This is a genomic window from Azospirillum tabaci, from assembly GCF_014596085.1.
Classification (GTDB): Bacteria; Pseudomonadota; Alphaproteobacteria; order Azospirillales; family Azospirillaceae; genus Azospirillum; species Azospirillum tabaci.
The window spans coordinates 142,167-156,739 of the sequence record NZ_JACCJY010000002.1; the positions used below are offsets into that span (position 1 = coordinate 142,167).

General features: G+C 67.6%; 10 protein-coding genes. 2 read left to right on the forward strand and 8 right to left on the reverse strand.

Going from position 1 to position 14,573, the window contains the following annotated elements; genetic code table 11:
- Positions 1–6 precede the first annotated feature (6 nt).
- Positions 7–825 (reverse strand): ABC transporter substrate-binding protein, encoded by an 819-nt coding sequence (locus tag H0B54_RS03830; protein ID WP_343068887.1) that lies wholly within the window; start codon positions 823–825, stop codon positions 7–9.
- A gap of 137 nt (positions 826–962) precedes the next feature.
- Between H0B54_RS03830 and H0B54_RS03835 the strand changes: the two genes are divergently transcribed.
- A complete protein-coding gene (locus tag H0B54_RS03835) occupies positions 963–4,472 on the forward strand; it encodes a response regulator (RefSeq protein ID WP_246472312.1) in 3,510 nt (1,169 codons plus the stop codon).
- 32 nt (positions 4,473–4,504) lie between these two features.
- Here the strand turns inward: H0B54_RS03835 and H0B54_RS03840 are convergent, their stop codons facing one another.
- From H0B54_RS03840 to cobD, 4 genes are all read right to left on the reverse strand, one after another.
- Entirely contained in the window at positions 4,505–5,812 is a 1,308-nt protein-coding gene (locus H0B54_RS03840) for a methyl-accepting chemotaxis protein (RefSeq protein ID WP_188259299.1), read from the reverse strand.
- On the reverse strand, positions 5,787–6,338 hold the full coding sequence (locus tag H0B54_RS03845) for a PAS domain-containing protein (RefSeq protein WP_188259300.1): 552 nt from the start codon (positions 6,336–6,338) through the stop codon (positions 5,787–5,789). The genes H0B54_RS03840 and H0B54_RS03845 overlap by 26 nt, the downstream gene beginning before the upstream one ends.
- Positions 6,339–6,608: 270 nt before the next feature.
- Positions 6,609–8,210, reverse strand: coding sequence for a sensor domain-containing diguanylate cyclase (locus tag H0B54_RS03850; RefSeq protein ID WP_246472313.1), 1,602 nt, complete (start codon positions 8,208–8,210; stop codon positions 6,609–6,611).
- Positions 8,211–8,365: 155 nt separating this feature from the next.
- Positions 8,366–9,403 carry a threonine-phosphate decarboxylase CobD gene (gene cobD, locus H0B54_RS03855; protein ID WP_188259302.1) on the reverse strand — a complete coding sequence of 346 codons (1,038 nt, stop codon included), beginning with the start codon at positions 9,401–9,403 and terminating at the stop codon, positions 8,366–8,368.
- A gap of 35 nt (positions 9,404–9,438) precedes the next feature.
- Here cobD and cbiB point away from each other — a divergent pair, with 35 nt between their 5' ends.
- The gene (gene cbiB / locus H0B54_RS03860; protein WP_188259303.1) at positions 9,439–10,401 is read left to right on the forward strand and encodes an adenosylcobinamide-phosphate synthase CbiB; all 963 of its coding nucleotides are present in this window, start codon (positions 9,439–9,441) and stop codon (positions 10,399–10,401) included.
- 57 nt (positions 10,402–10,458) lie between these two features.
- Here cbiB and H0B54_RS03865 read toward each other — a convergent pair whose 3' ends face one another.
- The 3 genes from H0B54_RS03865 to H0B54_RS03875 form a co-directional block, all read right to left on the reverse strand.
- Entirely contained in the window at positions 10,459–11,877 is a 1,419-nt protein-coding gene (locus H0B54_RS03865) for a homospermidine synthase (RefSeq protein ID WP_188259304.1), read from the reverse strand.
- Between the two features lie 140 nt (positions 11,878–12,017).
- Positions 12,018–13,292: a type III PLP-dependent enzyme gene (locus tag H0B54_RS03870; RefSeq protein ID WP_188259305.1), complete on the reverse strand. Its 1,275-nt coding sequence runs from the start codon at positions 13,290–13,292 to the stop codon at positions 12,018–12,020.
- A 410-nt stretch (positions 13,293–13,702) separates the two neighbouring features.
- Positions 13,703–14,527 carry a hemerythrin domain-containing protein gene (locus H0B54_RS03875; protein WP_188259306.1) on the reverse strand — a complete coding sequence of 275 codons (825 nt, stop codon included), beginning with the start codon at positions 14,525–14,527 and terminating at the stop codon, positions 13,703–13,705.
- Between the last annotated feature and the right edge of the window lie 46 nt (positions 14,528–14,573).

The window sequence follows — 14,573 nt, forward strand, 5'->3', positions numbered from 1 at the left end:
CGGCCGTCAATCCCGCGCCACGATGGGGGTCAGGCGGAACCGGGCGGCGGCGGTTTCCAGCCGCCCGTCGCGCTTGACCGCGTCGACGAACCGGTTGACCCGGTCCAGCCACACCGGGTCTCCCGGCGCCACCGCGTAGGCGTAGGGCGTGGTCTGAACCGGAGTCTCCGGTGTGATCAGGTGCGCCCATTGGTGGACGCTGAGCATCCGCTGGCCATAGGGGTAATCGGTCAGAAAGGCGTCGGCACGTCCGGACTGCACTTCCTCCTCCCTCTCCTGAGGTCCGGAGACGATGCGGACGCTGGCCTTGCGGAGGGTCCGGCTGGCGTAATCGTCCATGACGGTGCCCTTCTGGACCACCACCACCATGCCGTCCTGGTCCAGATCGTCCCACCGCAGGATGCGCGGATGCGTCTGAGAGGAAACGGCGTAGATGCCGCTGCTCAGGTAGGGTTGGCTGAACGCGATTTTTTCGGCGCGGGCCGCAGTGATGCCGATGCCGAACATGCCGATGTCGCAGCGGTCGCCCAGCAGATCAGCGGTGAGGCTCGAAAAGCCGCTTTCCACAAAGCTGACCCGCGCGCCCAGGTCCTGGGCGAAGGCCCGCGCCATATCGACATCCAGACCCTGAAGCTCACCGCTGTACGGATTGCGGAAGGAGATGGCGTAATAATCCGGCCAGATGCACACGCGCAGCACCCCGGTGTGCTGGACCCGGTCGAGCCGGCTTTCCGCCCGAACCGGCGCCGCGCCGGACACCAGAAACATCGACTGAAGCGCCGCGTGAAACGCCAACGCCGACAGTGCGATGGAAAGACGCCGCACGACCTTACCCCCCGGAAACCGGCTTCCCACTGCGACAGGATAGCACCGCGCCCCCTGCCTGCACAGCGCAGGCTTGCGATTCGCCCGCCCGCTGTTAAGATTCGTGCGATATCAGCACACCCACGGAGCCGCGCGTGATGGCCAAGCTTGCCCTGTTGCAGCATCGGGGCGCTCTTCTCGCATTGGCTTTCTTGTCGGTGATGGCCCTTCTGTTCGAGTTCACCTACGACATCCACGCCGACCGCGCCCTGACGTTGAAAAAAGCGGCGGAAAACATCGACAATCTGGCGAGCGCTCTCGAATCCTCTGTCAGCCGCACGGTCCAGACGGTGGACGTCACGCTCGCCTCGTTGGGCGATGCGGTGACCTTCGGCAATCTGCTGGGTGGCCAACCGCCCCAAGGCCGCGAGGATGGAGCGCTGGCGCCCCTGCTTCAGGAACGGGTGCGCCGGTCGCCGCACATCCGCGGCCTTTCGGTGCTCGACCGCCGCGGTATCCTGGTGGCGACGACGGAGGACCCGAGGCTGCTCGGCACCTCCTTCTCGGAGTTCGATCTGTTCCGCGCTCACCTTTCCGGTCAGAGCAAGGGTCTGCAAATCGGGAGCCCGGTGCGGGGGCGATTTCTGACGCCGGCCGGGACCGTGGAGGACCGCTTGGGCAAATGGGTCCTGCCGATGAGCCGGGCCATTCGGGGCGCCGACGGGACGCTTGTGGGGGTGGCGATCGCCTCGGTCAATCCCGAGTACTTGCAGAGCGTCTTCCGGGCGGTGCGCAACGGTCTGCATGGAACGGTGTCGCTCTACCGCCGGGATGGGGTTCTCCTGACCCGGCTTCCGCAGGACGGGGCGGAGGGCATCGGCACGCCGATGGCGGGGACGGAGCTGTTCCGGGTTCATCTTCCCCTATCGGAAGGCGGTGTGTTCGATGAGATCACCCCGGACGGACAGGAGCGCATCACCGCCTATCGCGCCACGCCGCTCTGGCCGCTGGTTCTGGCGATCAGCCGCAGCGAGGACGAGGAACTGGCGGGCTGGTGGACCAACCAGCTGGAAATCGCGGCGGTCGCGTTGGGCTCCGGACTGGTCATCCTGCTGTTCACAGCCGTGCTGACAATGCTGCGCCGCAAGGATGCCCAGTTGGAGGACGGCAACGCCCGCTTCAACGCGCTTCTGGAAACCGCCGTCGAGGGCATCCTGACGGTGCGTGCGGACGGCGTCATCGAATCCGCGAACAGCGCGGCCCACCGCATTTTCGGCTACCCGCCCGGCGGCCTGATCGGACGCCATGTGCAGGAGCTGATGGAGCCGCAGCATTACGCGGCCCACAGCCGCATCATGGAAACCATCGCCGCGGGCGCACGCCGGATCGGCCCGAACTTTTCCCGCGAGGTCAATGGGCTGCGGATGGATGGGGAGGTGTTCCCCCTCGACCTGTCCCTGGCCGAGGTTCAGACGCAGCAGGGAATCCTCTTCGCCGCCTTCTTCCGCGACCTGTCGGACCGCAAGCGCGTGGAGCGGGCGCTGACCGAGGCGAAGGAGAAGGCCGAGGCCGGACAGCGCAGCAAGATGGAATTCCTGGCGACCATGAGCCACGAGATCCGGACCCCCATGAACGGGGTGATCGGCATGGCCGGGCTTCTCCAGGAAACCAACCTTGACGAGGAGCAGCGCGGCTACGCCGACACCATCCGGGATTCCGCGGAATCGCTGCTGACCATCATCAACGACATTCTGGACTTTTCCAAGATCGACGCTGGACGCCTCACGCTGGAGGTAACCGACTTCGAAGCCGTGCCGCTGGTCGAGAGCGTGGTGGAGTTGCTGACCCCGCGCGCCGCCGCGAAAGGGCTGGAACTGGCCAGTTATGTCCCGCCGGCCCTGCATGGCCCGCTGCGTGGCGATCCCGGACGGCTGCGCCAGATCCTGATCAACCTCGCCGGCAACGCGGTCAAGTTCACCGATCAGGGCAGCGTGACCATCGTGCTGTCGATCGAGCAGAACAGCCTCTCCTCCGCGGAGGACGGGGCGGAATCGCGCGACGCGGAGATCGAGGCCCCGCACGACACGCCGGTGACCGTCCGTTTCGAGGTGAGGGACACGGGAATCGGCATCGCCGCGGCGGACCACAAGCGCCTGTTCTCCATGTTCAGCCAAGTGGATGGGTCGTCGGCCCGGCGCCACGGCGGCACCGGGCTGGGCCTTGCCATCTGCAAACGCCTCACCGAGTTGATGGGCGGGAAGATTGGCGTTCACAGCATGCCTGGAGAGGGCAGCGTGTTCTGGGCCGTCATTCCCCTGTGGCGCGGCGCGGCGACGGACACCGCATCCGCCGCGTCGAACCCGGACGCTTGGGCCGGACGGCGCATTCTTCTGGTGGACGATCTGGCGGTGAACCGCGACCTGCTGGCTCGTCAGCTCGCCGCCATGGGTCTGGAGACCGAATCCGCCGCCACGGGGGAAGAGGCCCTGAACCGGCTTCTGGCCGCGCGCGCGGAGGGGCGGCCATTCGACGCCGCCATCCTCGATCATTGCATGCCGGGCCTGACCGGGCCGGAACTGGCTGCCCGCATCCGTGCCGAACCAGCCCTGGCGAACCTGCCGTTGGCGCTGGCCACCTCGCACCGGATGGGCGAGATGGAGGGAGACGCCGCCGGTGTGGAGGTGCGGATCGTCAAGCCGATCCGCTCCACGGCGCTCCACGCTGCGGTCTCACGCCTGTTCGCCTCGCCGCCGCCGAGGGTTTCGCCGCAAGTGACGGCTCCCGCGGGCAAGCCTCCGCCTGGACCGGCGGCACCCGGCTCGGCCACGTCCGGCGCCCTCCGCCGCCGCATCCTGGTGGCGGAGGACAATCCGGTGAACCTTCAGGTGACTCTGGCTGTGCTGCGCCGGGCCGGCTATGCGGTCGATTCCGTGTCGAATGGGCTGGAGGCGGTCAACACCGTCGCCGCCCTGCCCTACGACCTCGTCCTGATGGATGTCCAGATGCCGGAAATGGACGGTCTGGCCGCGACGCAGGCGATCCGCCGGATGGGTGGGTCGGCCGCTCATGTTCCGATCGTCGCCATGACCGCCAACGCCATGGAAGGGGATCAGGCCGCCTGCCTGGCCGCCGGAATGAACGATTACCTGCCAAAGCCCATCGCGGCGGACCAGCTTCTGCGGACCGTCGCCCGGTGGAGCGACCTCGCGAAAGGAAGCGAGCCGAACAAGTCGGAGCCGTGTCCTGAGACCGGAGCGCCCCCGCGGATCGACCACGCCAAGCGCCAGGATCTGCGCGATGCGATCGGGGACGAGGGTTTTGCCCTGCTGATGGACACCTTTCTACGCGAGACGCCGAGCCATCTCGACCGCCTCCGGCTTGCGGCTCAAAACCGGGATTTTGCGGCGGTGGAACGCGAGGCCCATATCCTGAAGGGATCGACCGGGAATGTGGGATTTGCCCAGGCGTCCGCGCTGGCCGGCGGACTGGTGGCGTCGGCCCGGAACAGAGACGTCGCGGGCATCGGGAGAAGCCGCATCCAGGCTCTGGATGCCGCCCTGAAGGATGCCGTCAAGGACGCGGAGAACGCCACCACCACCCCAAGGGACGATGCTCGGGTCGGGTTGGAGACGGCGGAGTCGCGGACGGGCGATTCAGGGGTGACGTAACTCCCCGGAACCTCCCGGGCCTTCGCCGCCGCTCAGCGCTGACCGCCGCAGACACGGGCAACGAAGGTGTCGATGTCCCCGTTCAGCGTCACGGCGCGCCGCGCCAGTTCCCCGGCCGATGAGAGCACCTGGCTGGCTGCGGCGCTGGCATCCTGCGCACCGGAAGACACGCTGGTCACCGCGTCCGCCACGGTGCGCACGCCGGCCGACGCCTCCCGGATGGACCGGCTGATCTCGTCGATGGCCGCGCTCTGCTGTTCGGCGGCACCGGCGATGCCAACGGCGATCTCGTCGATGTCGTGGATCATGCCACCGACATGCTGGATCACCGCCGCCGTGTCGCGGGTCACCGACTGGACCTGGGCGATCTGGGCGGAGATGTCCTCCGTCGCCTGGGCCGTCTGCTTGGCGAGATTCTTCACCTCGGTTGCCACCACGGCGAATCCCTTGCCGGCCTCGCCCGCCCGCGCCGCCTCGATGGTCGCGTTCAGCGCCAACAGGTTCGTCTGGCTGGCGATGTCGTTGATGAGCTGGACGACCGCGCCGATCTGGTCGGAGGCGGCGAGGAGCGAGCGGATGGTGGCGTCCGCCTCCCGCACCTTCTCCACCGAGCTGCGGGCGAGATCAGCGGTGCGGGACACGCCCTGGGCCACCTCGCTGATGGCGCCCGACACCTCGCCGGTCGCCGCGGCCACCCCATCCACATTGGACGACACCTGCTCCGCCGCCGAGGCCGCGGAGAAGGATTGCTCGCTGGCCGTGGCCGCGGTCGCCGTCATGGCGGTGGAGGAGGCTTCGAGTTGGGCGGCGCTGGCCGACAGGCTCTGCGCGACCTCCTTGATGTTGGCGCCGATGCGGGTGGCGCTCTCCACGAACTCGCGGCTCTTGCCGTCCATGGCGGCCAAGCCGTCGTTGATCTGGCGGGAATAGGCCCCGAACTCCCCGACCATGCCGGTCATCACGATGCGCCGGTAATACTGCCCCTCCGCCGCGTGCTGCATGGCGGCGTTGGCCTCCTTGCCGAAGGACTCCACGCGGTCCAGCAGACGGTTTACGGTGCGCAGCATGTCCGCAATTGGACTGTTGCCTTGGATGTTCAGAATGCGCGGCTGAAGGTCGCCCTTCTCCGCCGCGGCGATCACCGCCATGGCTTTCCGGATGGTCCGGTTGGTGAGCGCCAGCCAGCGGATCGCCGCAAGGCAGGGAAGAGCCGCCAGCAGGCCCAGAAGGGCGGCGACGGCGTCGCCGGCGGCGAGACCGTACACCGCCTGTGCCGCTGACAGCAGGGCGGCCAAGGCGGCGGCGGCGAGCGATTTAGAGACTGAAGACAAACTCGTCATAGCTCGTGCCCTTGTCGCGCAGGAGTTTTTCCAGCATGGCTCCGGAGGCCGTCATCGCCGCGTTCCGGTCGGCGTGCCGTGCCTCTTCCGCCCGCAGCGCGGCGTAGAGGCTTGCCGCCGCGTCCACCGCGGGTCGCGCCGGGACGCGCCGACTGGAATGGTAACCGATGATGGATCGCCCGTTCCCGCTGTCGGGGCTGCCGAAAACCGGTGTGACGTGGGCGAACACCCAGTAATGGTCGCCGTTCTTCGCCCGGTTGATCACATAGGCGAAGATTTCGCTCCCCGCCTCGATGCGACTCCACAGCAGCTTGTAAACGCAGCGCGGCATGTCCGGATGGCGGACGATGTTGTGCGGCTGCCCCAGCAACTCCGCCTCGCCGTACCCGCTGATGCGCAGGAACACGTCATTGGCGTAGATGATGCGACCTTTCAGATCGGTTTTGGAGACGATGATCTCGTCGCGGTGAAACGTCCGCTCCTGTCCGGTCAAGGTACCGTGTGTGCCGCCTATGCCGACCGCCATGACCGTCCGCCTCTCAAACGCGCGGTGAACTCAAAGATCCGACAAACATGTCACCAAGCTGATCGCTGGTAATATCTTTTGTTGATTGACTCATAGCGTACGTAATAATCGGATGGCTTTAAAAACGGACGGGGACATGCCGCGACAAATTGTACCACATGCGTCACGCGCATAAGAGGTTGAGCCAGAACGCACAACGCGGAGTCCCAGGAGAAAATCCAATCGATCCCCGGATGGGGTGGGCGCAATTTTTCTCCCGGAGATGGCGGATCACATCCCCGGTTCGTACACGACGACCCGGTTGCGCCCCTCACGTTTGGCTCGGTAGAGGGCAAGGTCGGCACGGTGGATCGCCTTTTCCAGCGTGTCGTAAGCGCCTTCGATCGCGGAGATGCCGATGCTGCTGGTCAGATGGAAGCGGCCTTCCGGTCCTGGAATCGCCATGCGGGAGAGATGGCGGCGCACCCGTTCCGCCACCACGCGGGACTCCTGCGCGGTGGCTCCGGGCAGGACCACCACGAATTCCTCACCGCCGAGCCGGCCGAGAATGTCGTATTCGCGCAGGATGGCCTGACAGCCTCCAGCCACCATGCGCAGGGCGTCGTCGCCGGTGGCGTGACCGTAGCTGTCGTTGATCCGCTTGAAATGGTCGACGTCCAGCACGAAGACCGACATCGGCTCGCTGAAACGGTGGGCGCGGGCCAGTTGCGAGCGCGCCAGTTCCATGAAGGAACGCCGGTTGTAGATCCCCGTCAGCGGGTCGCGGGACGCCATGTCCCGCAAGGCCTCTTCCATGTTCCGGCGGTCGGTGTAGTCGTAGATCCAGGCCAGATTCACCTGAACGCCCTGGATCACCGCCTGGTTGACCGTGAACAGCGTCCAGAAGGACGATCCGTCGGCCCGGCGGAACTGGACCTCCATGTTGGTCACCGATCCATAGGAGCGCAGCCGTTCGATCACCCGTTCCCGCTGGTGCCGGTCCAGATAATAGTCGCGGGCCTGCCGGCCGATCAGATCCTCGCGCTTCAGTCCGATCAGTTCCGCAAAGCGGGTGTTGACGAAGATGATCTTGCCATCGTCGCGGCGCGACACCGACACGCCGATCGGGCTCTGCTCCAAGATGGCCTGGAGCCGCTCCTCGCTGGGCAATCCCTCGGTCAGGTCGTGGATCACGCCGACGATCCCGCCCAAATTCCCGGTGCTGTCGCAGAAGACGGCCTTGGTCAGGCTGGACAGGCGGGTGGTGCCGCCGACGAAGGGCACCGCCTCCTCATAGCTGCGCTGGCCCCAGTTGACGGTCAGTTCACGATCCTGGTCGGCGTGCGCCTTGGCGATGCGCGGGTCCATCACGGCGAAGGCGGTCTTCGTGACGATGCTGCGGCGCTCCAGGCCGGTGTAGCGCTCGAAGGCGTCGTTGCAATCCGTGTATTCGCCGGCCGCGTTCTTCACAAAGACAGGGACCGGCAGCGTCTCGAACAGCACCTCCTTCATCAGAAGCTGGTCGCGCAGCGCGGCTTGCGCCTGCCGGTGGCGGGTGACGTCGGTGTAGACGCGCAGCGACTGCCGTTCCCCCAGCGGACCCGTAAGGGGCCCGACCGACTCCGCGACCCACACGGTTCCGCCATCCAGGCGCCGCAATGGCCTCTCTCCCGACGCGTCCGGCAGCGCCGGGAGAGTGGCGTCCTCCGGTTCCAGCGCCGCGAGGTCGAGACCGGTCAGTCCGCCGGGAGCGTAGCGCAGCAGACCGTGCAGGGCGGCATTGGCATAAAGGATGGCCCCTGTGTCCGTGGTGACGCAGACCCCCGTCGGCAGCGTGTCGAACGCACGCCACAGCGCAACCCGGGTTTCCTCCGCATCCCCAGAAGGACTCATTGAACCGACCGAATCCAGCATGGCCCCCACAGCGTCATGGAAGATTCTTGCGCCACGATAGGGCAAACCAGGAGTACGTTAGCCGATGGGCCTTTTTGCCCCTGTGTGCCATCTTGTCGCGCTATGGTGGTGATCGCCTATTATAGACGCAAAATCTATCTATTTTTGAATGTTTCGCACGCAACTGTCACACGGTCTTCCGCTGCCTTGTCCGCCGGCAATCCCAATCTCAACCAATCCTGCCGATAGTCGAACCGGCGGACCAGCACCCCGGCCCAGCCCAACTCGTTGTAGAGCCCGGCAGCCTGGGGGTCGTCTATGAGACGAAAGAGCGATGTTCCTCCGGCGACGCGCAAACCGGCACCCGCCAGACGCGCGTCGAAGCGGGCCGCAGCCTCGGCCAGACGACGCCGGGTGGCGGCGATCCACGCCGCATCCGACAAGGCCGCGGTCGCGACGGCCAGCGCCGGACCCGACACGGCCCAAGGCCCCACGGCGGCGCGCATATCCCGGACCAGCGTCGGTTCGCCGAGCAGGAAACCGAGCCGGACGCCGGCCAGCCCGAAGAACTTCCCGAAGGAGCGCAGGACGACCAGACCGGTGCGCCCGGCCTCCGACGCCACGCTGCACTCCGGAGCGACCTCGGCGAAGGCTTCGTCCACCACCAGCCAGCCGCCCCGCGCCGCCTGCCGCTCCGCCAGGGCCAGCAGGGTTTCGGGCGGGACGATGCGGCCGTCCGGGTTGTTCGGGTTCACGACCACCACCACGTCGGCGTCGCATTCCTCCAGGGATACCACCTCCGTCACGCGATGCCCGGCGCTGACCCAGCCCGAGGCGTGCTCGGCGTAGGTCGGCCCCAGCACGGCGACCGCTCCCGGAGATCGCAGCCGCGGCAGGATCTGGATCAGGGACTGGGAACCGCCCGCGGCGGCGACTCCGTCCGGCGACGGCGCTCCATAGAAGGCCGTCGCAGCCTCGCGCAGGGCCGTTTCGGCAACGCGGCCCGGCAAGCGCGTCCAGGCCTCGGCAGGGATGGCGGGCAGCGGGAAAGGCCAGGGGTTGATGCCGGTCGACAGATCCACCCAGGGCTCCGGCGCCGCCGGAAAGGCCGCCCGCGCAGCGTCGAGGTCGCCGCCATGGACAATCCCGCCTTGGACGATCCTCTTGGACCCCGCCGCCGATTCCGCCATCATCCCGCCCCTTCCCTTCCCCCAGAGGATTCGATCCCGTGGAGCTTCATCCGTCCGTGCTCGCCGCCGCTCTCCTCATCGAGGCCGCCGCCGGCTATCCGGACGCACTCTACGCCCAAATCCGCCACCCGGTGGTGTGGATCGGGGCGCTTATCGCCCAGCTTGACCGCGCGCTCAACCGCGAGCGCGATTCCTTCGCCGTCCGTAAGGCGGCAGGGGTGCTCGCGCTGCTCGTCCTGCTGCTGGTGGTGGGCGGCGCCGCATCGGCGGTGGCCGGGCTGTGCCGCCACCTGCCGCTCGGCGGCCTCCTCGAAGCGGCGCTGGCGTCCACTCTTCTGGCGCAGCGCAGCCTGCACGACCATGTCGCCGCGGTCGCCGCCGCCTTCCGCAGCGGCGGGCTGGCAGCGGCGCGCGAGGCCGTGTCGCGCATCGTCGGCCGCAACCCCGCCACGCTGGACCAGCATGGGGTGAGTCGCGCCGCCATCGAAAGCCTGTCGGAGAATTTCTCGGACGGAGTCGTCGCCCCGGCCTTCTGGCTGCTGGTCGGCGGGCTGCCGGGAATCGCGCTCTACAAGGCGATCAACACCGCGGACAGCATGATCGGCCACCGCACCCCCCGGCACGAGGCGTTCGGCTGGGCAGCGGCGCGGCTGGACGATCTGGTCAACCTGCCCGGCTCCCGCCTGTCGGCGCTGCTGATCTGGGTGGCCGCCCGTTTCACCGAGGGGGCCGACGCGGGCGAGTCCTGGCGGTCGGTGCGGCGCGACGCCCACCGCCACCGCTCGCCCAACGCCGGCTGGCCGGAGGCCGCGATGGCCGGCGCGCTCGACCTCCGGCTCGGCGGGCCGCGGGTCTATGGCGAGGTGCGGATCGAGGACGCCTGGATGGGGCCGGGCCGCACCGCCGCCACCGCGCAGGACATCACTCGCGCCCTTCACCTCTACCGGCGCGCCTGCATCGCCCTGGTGGCCGGCGCGCTTCTGCTGGCGCTCACCCTCTGACCGCACCAAAGAAAAAGGGGCTCCGCAGAGCCCCTTTCCTGTTCAGACGACCCGGCCTTAAGCGACCCGGAAGTTCTTGAACTGCCAGGGATCGTCGTGATCGACGTCCTCGGGGAAGAGGCGTTCGCGGTCCTGCAGCGGAGTCCAGTCGCCATAGGCGCCGACCAGTTCGCCCAGATAGGGCGTGGCGATCTCCAGGATGCGCTGGAAGTCGATCTCGTCCGGCTCGACGATGCCGCGGTTCGGGTTCTCCAGCGCCCAGACGATGCCGGCCAAGACCGCCACCGTGACCTGCAGCGAGGTCGCGTTGTTGTACGGCACCAGAGCGCGCGCCTCGTCGATCCCCAGGCGGGAACCGAACCAGTAGATGCCCTTCTTGTGCCCCATCAGCAGCACGCCCAGCTCGTCGGTGCCGCTGACGATCTCGTGCATCATCAGGCGCTGGCTCGGCTGCATGTACCAGTTCTTGCCGGCCAGCTCATGCACCGACTTCACCGCGTCGTCGCACGGGTGATAGGCGTAGTGCACGGTCGGGCGGTAGGTGACGTGGTTGCCGTCGCGCTGGGTGTAGTAGTCGGCGATGGAGATCGCCTCGCTGTGGGTGATGAGGAAGCCGTGGAACGGCCCCTCCAGCGGGGTCCAGGTGCGCACGCGCGTGGAGGCGCCGGGCCGCATCAGATAGATGGCGGCGTCGCAGCCGAACTCGTGGCGGCGCCCATCGGCGGGGAAATGCTTCTCGTGGCTGCCCCAGCCGAGTTCGGTGGGCTGGCAGCCCTCGCCGACGAAGCCGTCGATGGACCAAGTGTTGACGAACTCGCCCACCTTCTTCGGCTCGTTGGACACCTGGGTGTCGCGCTCGGCGATGTGGATCACCTTGACGCCCAGCTTGGCGGCCAGAGCGCCCCAGCCGGCGCGGTCCTTCGGGATCTCCGCCGATTCGCCGGTGTCGGCGGCGATGTTCAGCAGCGCCTGCTTCACGAAATGTGAGACGAGGCCGGGGTTCGCGCCGTGGGTCAGCACGGCGGTCGGCCCGCCCTCATAGGCGGCGCGGTGCGACAGCGCGGTCTCGCGCAGGGCGTAGTTGGAGCGCAGCGACGGCGACAGGGACGGGTCGGTGTAGCCGCCGGCCCACGGCTCGACACAGGTGTCGATGTAGAGAGCGCCGACCTTGTGGCAGAACTCGAACAGGGCGACGGACGACACGTCCACCGACAGGTTGACCAGGAAATCGCCCTTGCCCAGCATGGGCTCCAGAACCTGGACGTAGTTCTCCTTCGTCAGCGGCAGGTTGATGAATTTGACGCCAAGCTCATCCGCCTCGGCATGACCGCGCTCCTCGGCGGTGACGATGGTGATCTGGTCCTTCGTGATTCCGATGTGGCGCAAAATCAGGGGCAAAACTCCCTGGCCAATCGATCCGAAGCCGACAATGACCATGCGGCCGGTGAAGGAGATGTGCTTGGTGTCCAGGGTCATCTAAGACGGTCCCCCGTGGTTGGCGTGACAATAATACAGCCCGTCACCCCCGCGCCTCTTGGAAAGGCGGAGGGTGGTGGACCAACGATGGTTTACGGTGATTTTTTAGGGATATCCACAGCTTTCCCGCGATGCGGGACTTATGCCACGCAGCTCTTCAGAACGTAGCCGGGTGTTTCCAGCAGCGGCGCGTCCGAAACCTCGACCACGCGGGCCTGGTCGAACCCGTTGAAGGCGGTGCGCAGGCAGGAGCCGTAGGCCCCCAGCTGGCCCAGCTCGATCCAGTCGCCGGCGCGGATGTCCGCCGGCAGGTGGAACGGGCCGTTCATGCGGTCCGCGCTGTCGCAGGTCGGGCCGTAGAAGGCGAAGGCCTCCACCGGCTCGTCGCCCATCGGCGCGAACGGACGGATCATGCGGGCCGGGAAGCGGAAGCCGGGGACCCCGGCGTCCGACAAGGCGCCGTAGACGCCGTCGTTGATGAACAGCTCGTTGCCCCGGCGCTTCACCACCTGCACGACCAGCGACACGCCCGGCGCGACCAGCGCGCGGCCCGGCTCGCACCAGACGCGGCAATGGGCCGGCAGGTCGAGCTTCGCCACGCCGCGGGCGATGGCCTCCATGAAGTCGCCGAGCGGCGGCGGGGTCACTCCCGGATAGGAGACGGGGAAGCCGCCGCCCACGTCCAGAACGTCGATGACCACGCCCGACTCGGCGATGATGCGGCCGGCCAGCTCCAGCGCCCGCTCATAGGCGGACGGGTCGAGCATCTGCGAGCCGACATGGAAGGACACGCCAACCTTCGGAGCCACCATGCGCACGGCCTGGAGCAGTTCGACCGCCTCCGCCGCCGGAGCGCCGAACTTGCCGGACAGGTCGTAGACCGCGTTGCCCTTGGGCAGGGCCAGACGCACGACGAGGCCGAGGTCCTGGGCGTCGCCCGTCTCCTCCAGGATCTTCTGAAGCTCCTCCATGCTGTCCAGCACGAAGTCGCGCACGCCGTACTGCTGGTAGGCGGTGCGGATGGCCTCGCGCCCCTTCACCGGGTGCATATAGTGCAGCACCGCGTCCGGGAACATCTGGCGGATCAGGCGGATCTCGCCCGGCGATGCCACGTCGAAGTGGCGCACGCCGCCGGCCCACAGGGCGCGCAGCACCGCCGGCTCCGGGTTGCACTTCACGGCGTAGAGCACGTCGCCGGACACGGCGGCGTCGAAGGCAGCCACGAAGCTGGACGCGGTGTCGGCCAGGACGCCCGGACGGATGCAGTGCATCGGCTCCTCGGGCCGGGCCATCGCCACCGCCTGATGGACGGAGGTGCGGCGGTCCGACACCGGCGAAGCGCCGAAGGACGGGGCGGAAACGGAAACGCCGCGGCGCAGCGGGGCGACGGCGGAACGGGAACGGATGAAGCCCATGGCGCACTCCTTACCCTGGGCCACCCGGCGCGGGGCGGTCCAGCGAACAGACGGGAATCCGGCACGGCCTTCAAAGCCGCGGACCGGAATTCGGGTTGTGGTGAAAGGCGACGGAGAAAAGCCGGGTCAAACGCTCACGAGCGGGCTAACAGCTCCGCAGGTTCAAAGCGTCGATGTCCGGCTATGGGCTACCGTCTGAGAGCCCTGCCGTGGAGAGCCAACATGCCTACCTCCCTCTCGGGACCGGCCCACTGATGACCGGTTCTGCCAAAAAGGACGCGGTACGTCGTTGCATAACCACAGAGGGCCATTGGCACGTGCGAGTGCGTCGTGCCCGATGAATTACGCTTTTTCCCCGGCGATTCAAGTGATTTTTTGATGACAGGCCGGGAACGGGATCGTCGCCGGGATCAGCGGGGCGCCGCGTCCGCCGCCTCGGCAAAGGCCGGACGGTCGGAGCCGAGCACATGGTCCATCAGCCAGAAACGCAGGAATCCCCGCACCGCGACGCCGGAGTCGAGCCGTCCGCTCTCCACCTGCTGGCGGATGCGGGCGAACTGCCCCTCCAGCAGCCGGTGATGGTTGCGGTGGGCCACGAAACGGCCGGGCGCCATGCGGCGCAGCACCCCTTCCTCCATGGCGAAATGTGCGAGCACGTGGTCGTGCAGCAGCCCCAGAATGTCCCGCGATTCGCCGACCGGCGCGTCCCGGCGGCTCATCACGTCCAGCTCGTTCATGAGTTCGGCGAGCTGTCGATGCTGCGCGTCAAGCGGCCCTACCCCGACATCGAAAGCGCTGCTCCAGGCGATCAGCGTCCGTCCTTCCGGCGCCATGGAGGCGTCGCGCACCAGGGCGGCGTAATCACCGTCGTGCCGGATCTCGTGCCCGCACAGAGCAGCGTCCAGCGTGCCCGCCACCGTGCACAGAAAGTCCGTGGTGACCTCGCATTCGCGCACATAGTCGATGAGTCGGCCGAACTGCTGGTCCAGCATCGCGTGATGGCTGGCGTGTTCCTCCCACCGGGTGAATCCGGCGGCGCGGATGATGACCTCCTCATGGTCGAAATGCATGCGCATCTCGTCCGCGAAGCGGCTGAAGCGGGGAACCATGGAGTCGCGGGAGGCGCCGGCCGCGCATTCGCGGCGAATGGCCTCGACATGGTCCATCAGCGACGTGTGGGCCGCGTCGATGAAGCTGTTGCCCGTGCTCGGGACGGTGTGGCCGTCCGTGGTCATGGAGCCTCCGAAGCGGGTGGCGCGCCGCCGTCGGGTCGGCGCTGAT

Coding starts and splice junctions, on each gene's coding strand:
- H0B54_RS03835 (WP_246472312.1), top strand. CDS start 963: ATGGCCAAGCTTGCCCTGTTGCAGCATCGGGGCGCTCTTCTCGCATTG.
- H0B54_RS03840 (WP_188259299.1), bottom strand. CDS start 5,812: ATGACGAGTTTGTCTTCAGTCTCTAAATCGCTCGCCGCCGCCGCCTTG.
- H0B54_RS03845 (WP_188259300.1), bottom strand. CDS start 6,338: ATGGCGGTCGGCATAGGCGGCACACACGGTACCTTGACCGGACAGGAG.
- H0B54_RS03850 (WP_246472313.1), bottom strand. CDS start 8,210: ATGAGTCCTTCTGGGGATGCGGAGGAAACCCGGGTTGCGCTGTGGCGT.
- cobD (WP_188259302.1), bottom strand. CDS start 9,403: ATGATGGCGGAATCGGCGGCGGGGTCCAAGAGGATCGTCCAAGGCGGG.
- H0B54_RS03865 (WP_188259304.1), bottom strand. CDS start 11,877: ATGACCCTGGACACCAAGCACATCTCCTTCACCGGCCGCATGGTCATT.
- H0B54_RS03870 (WP_188259305.1), bottom strand. CDS start 13,292: ATGGGCTTCATCCGTTCCCGTTCCGCCGTCGCCCCGCTGCGCCGCGGC.
- H0B54_RS03875 (WP_188259306.1), bottom strand. CDS start 14,527: ATGACCACGGACGGCCACACCGTCCCGAGCACGGGCAACAGCTTCATC.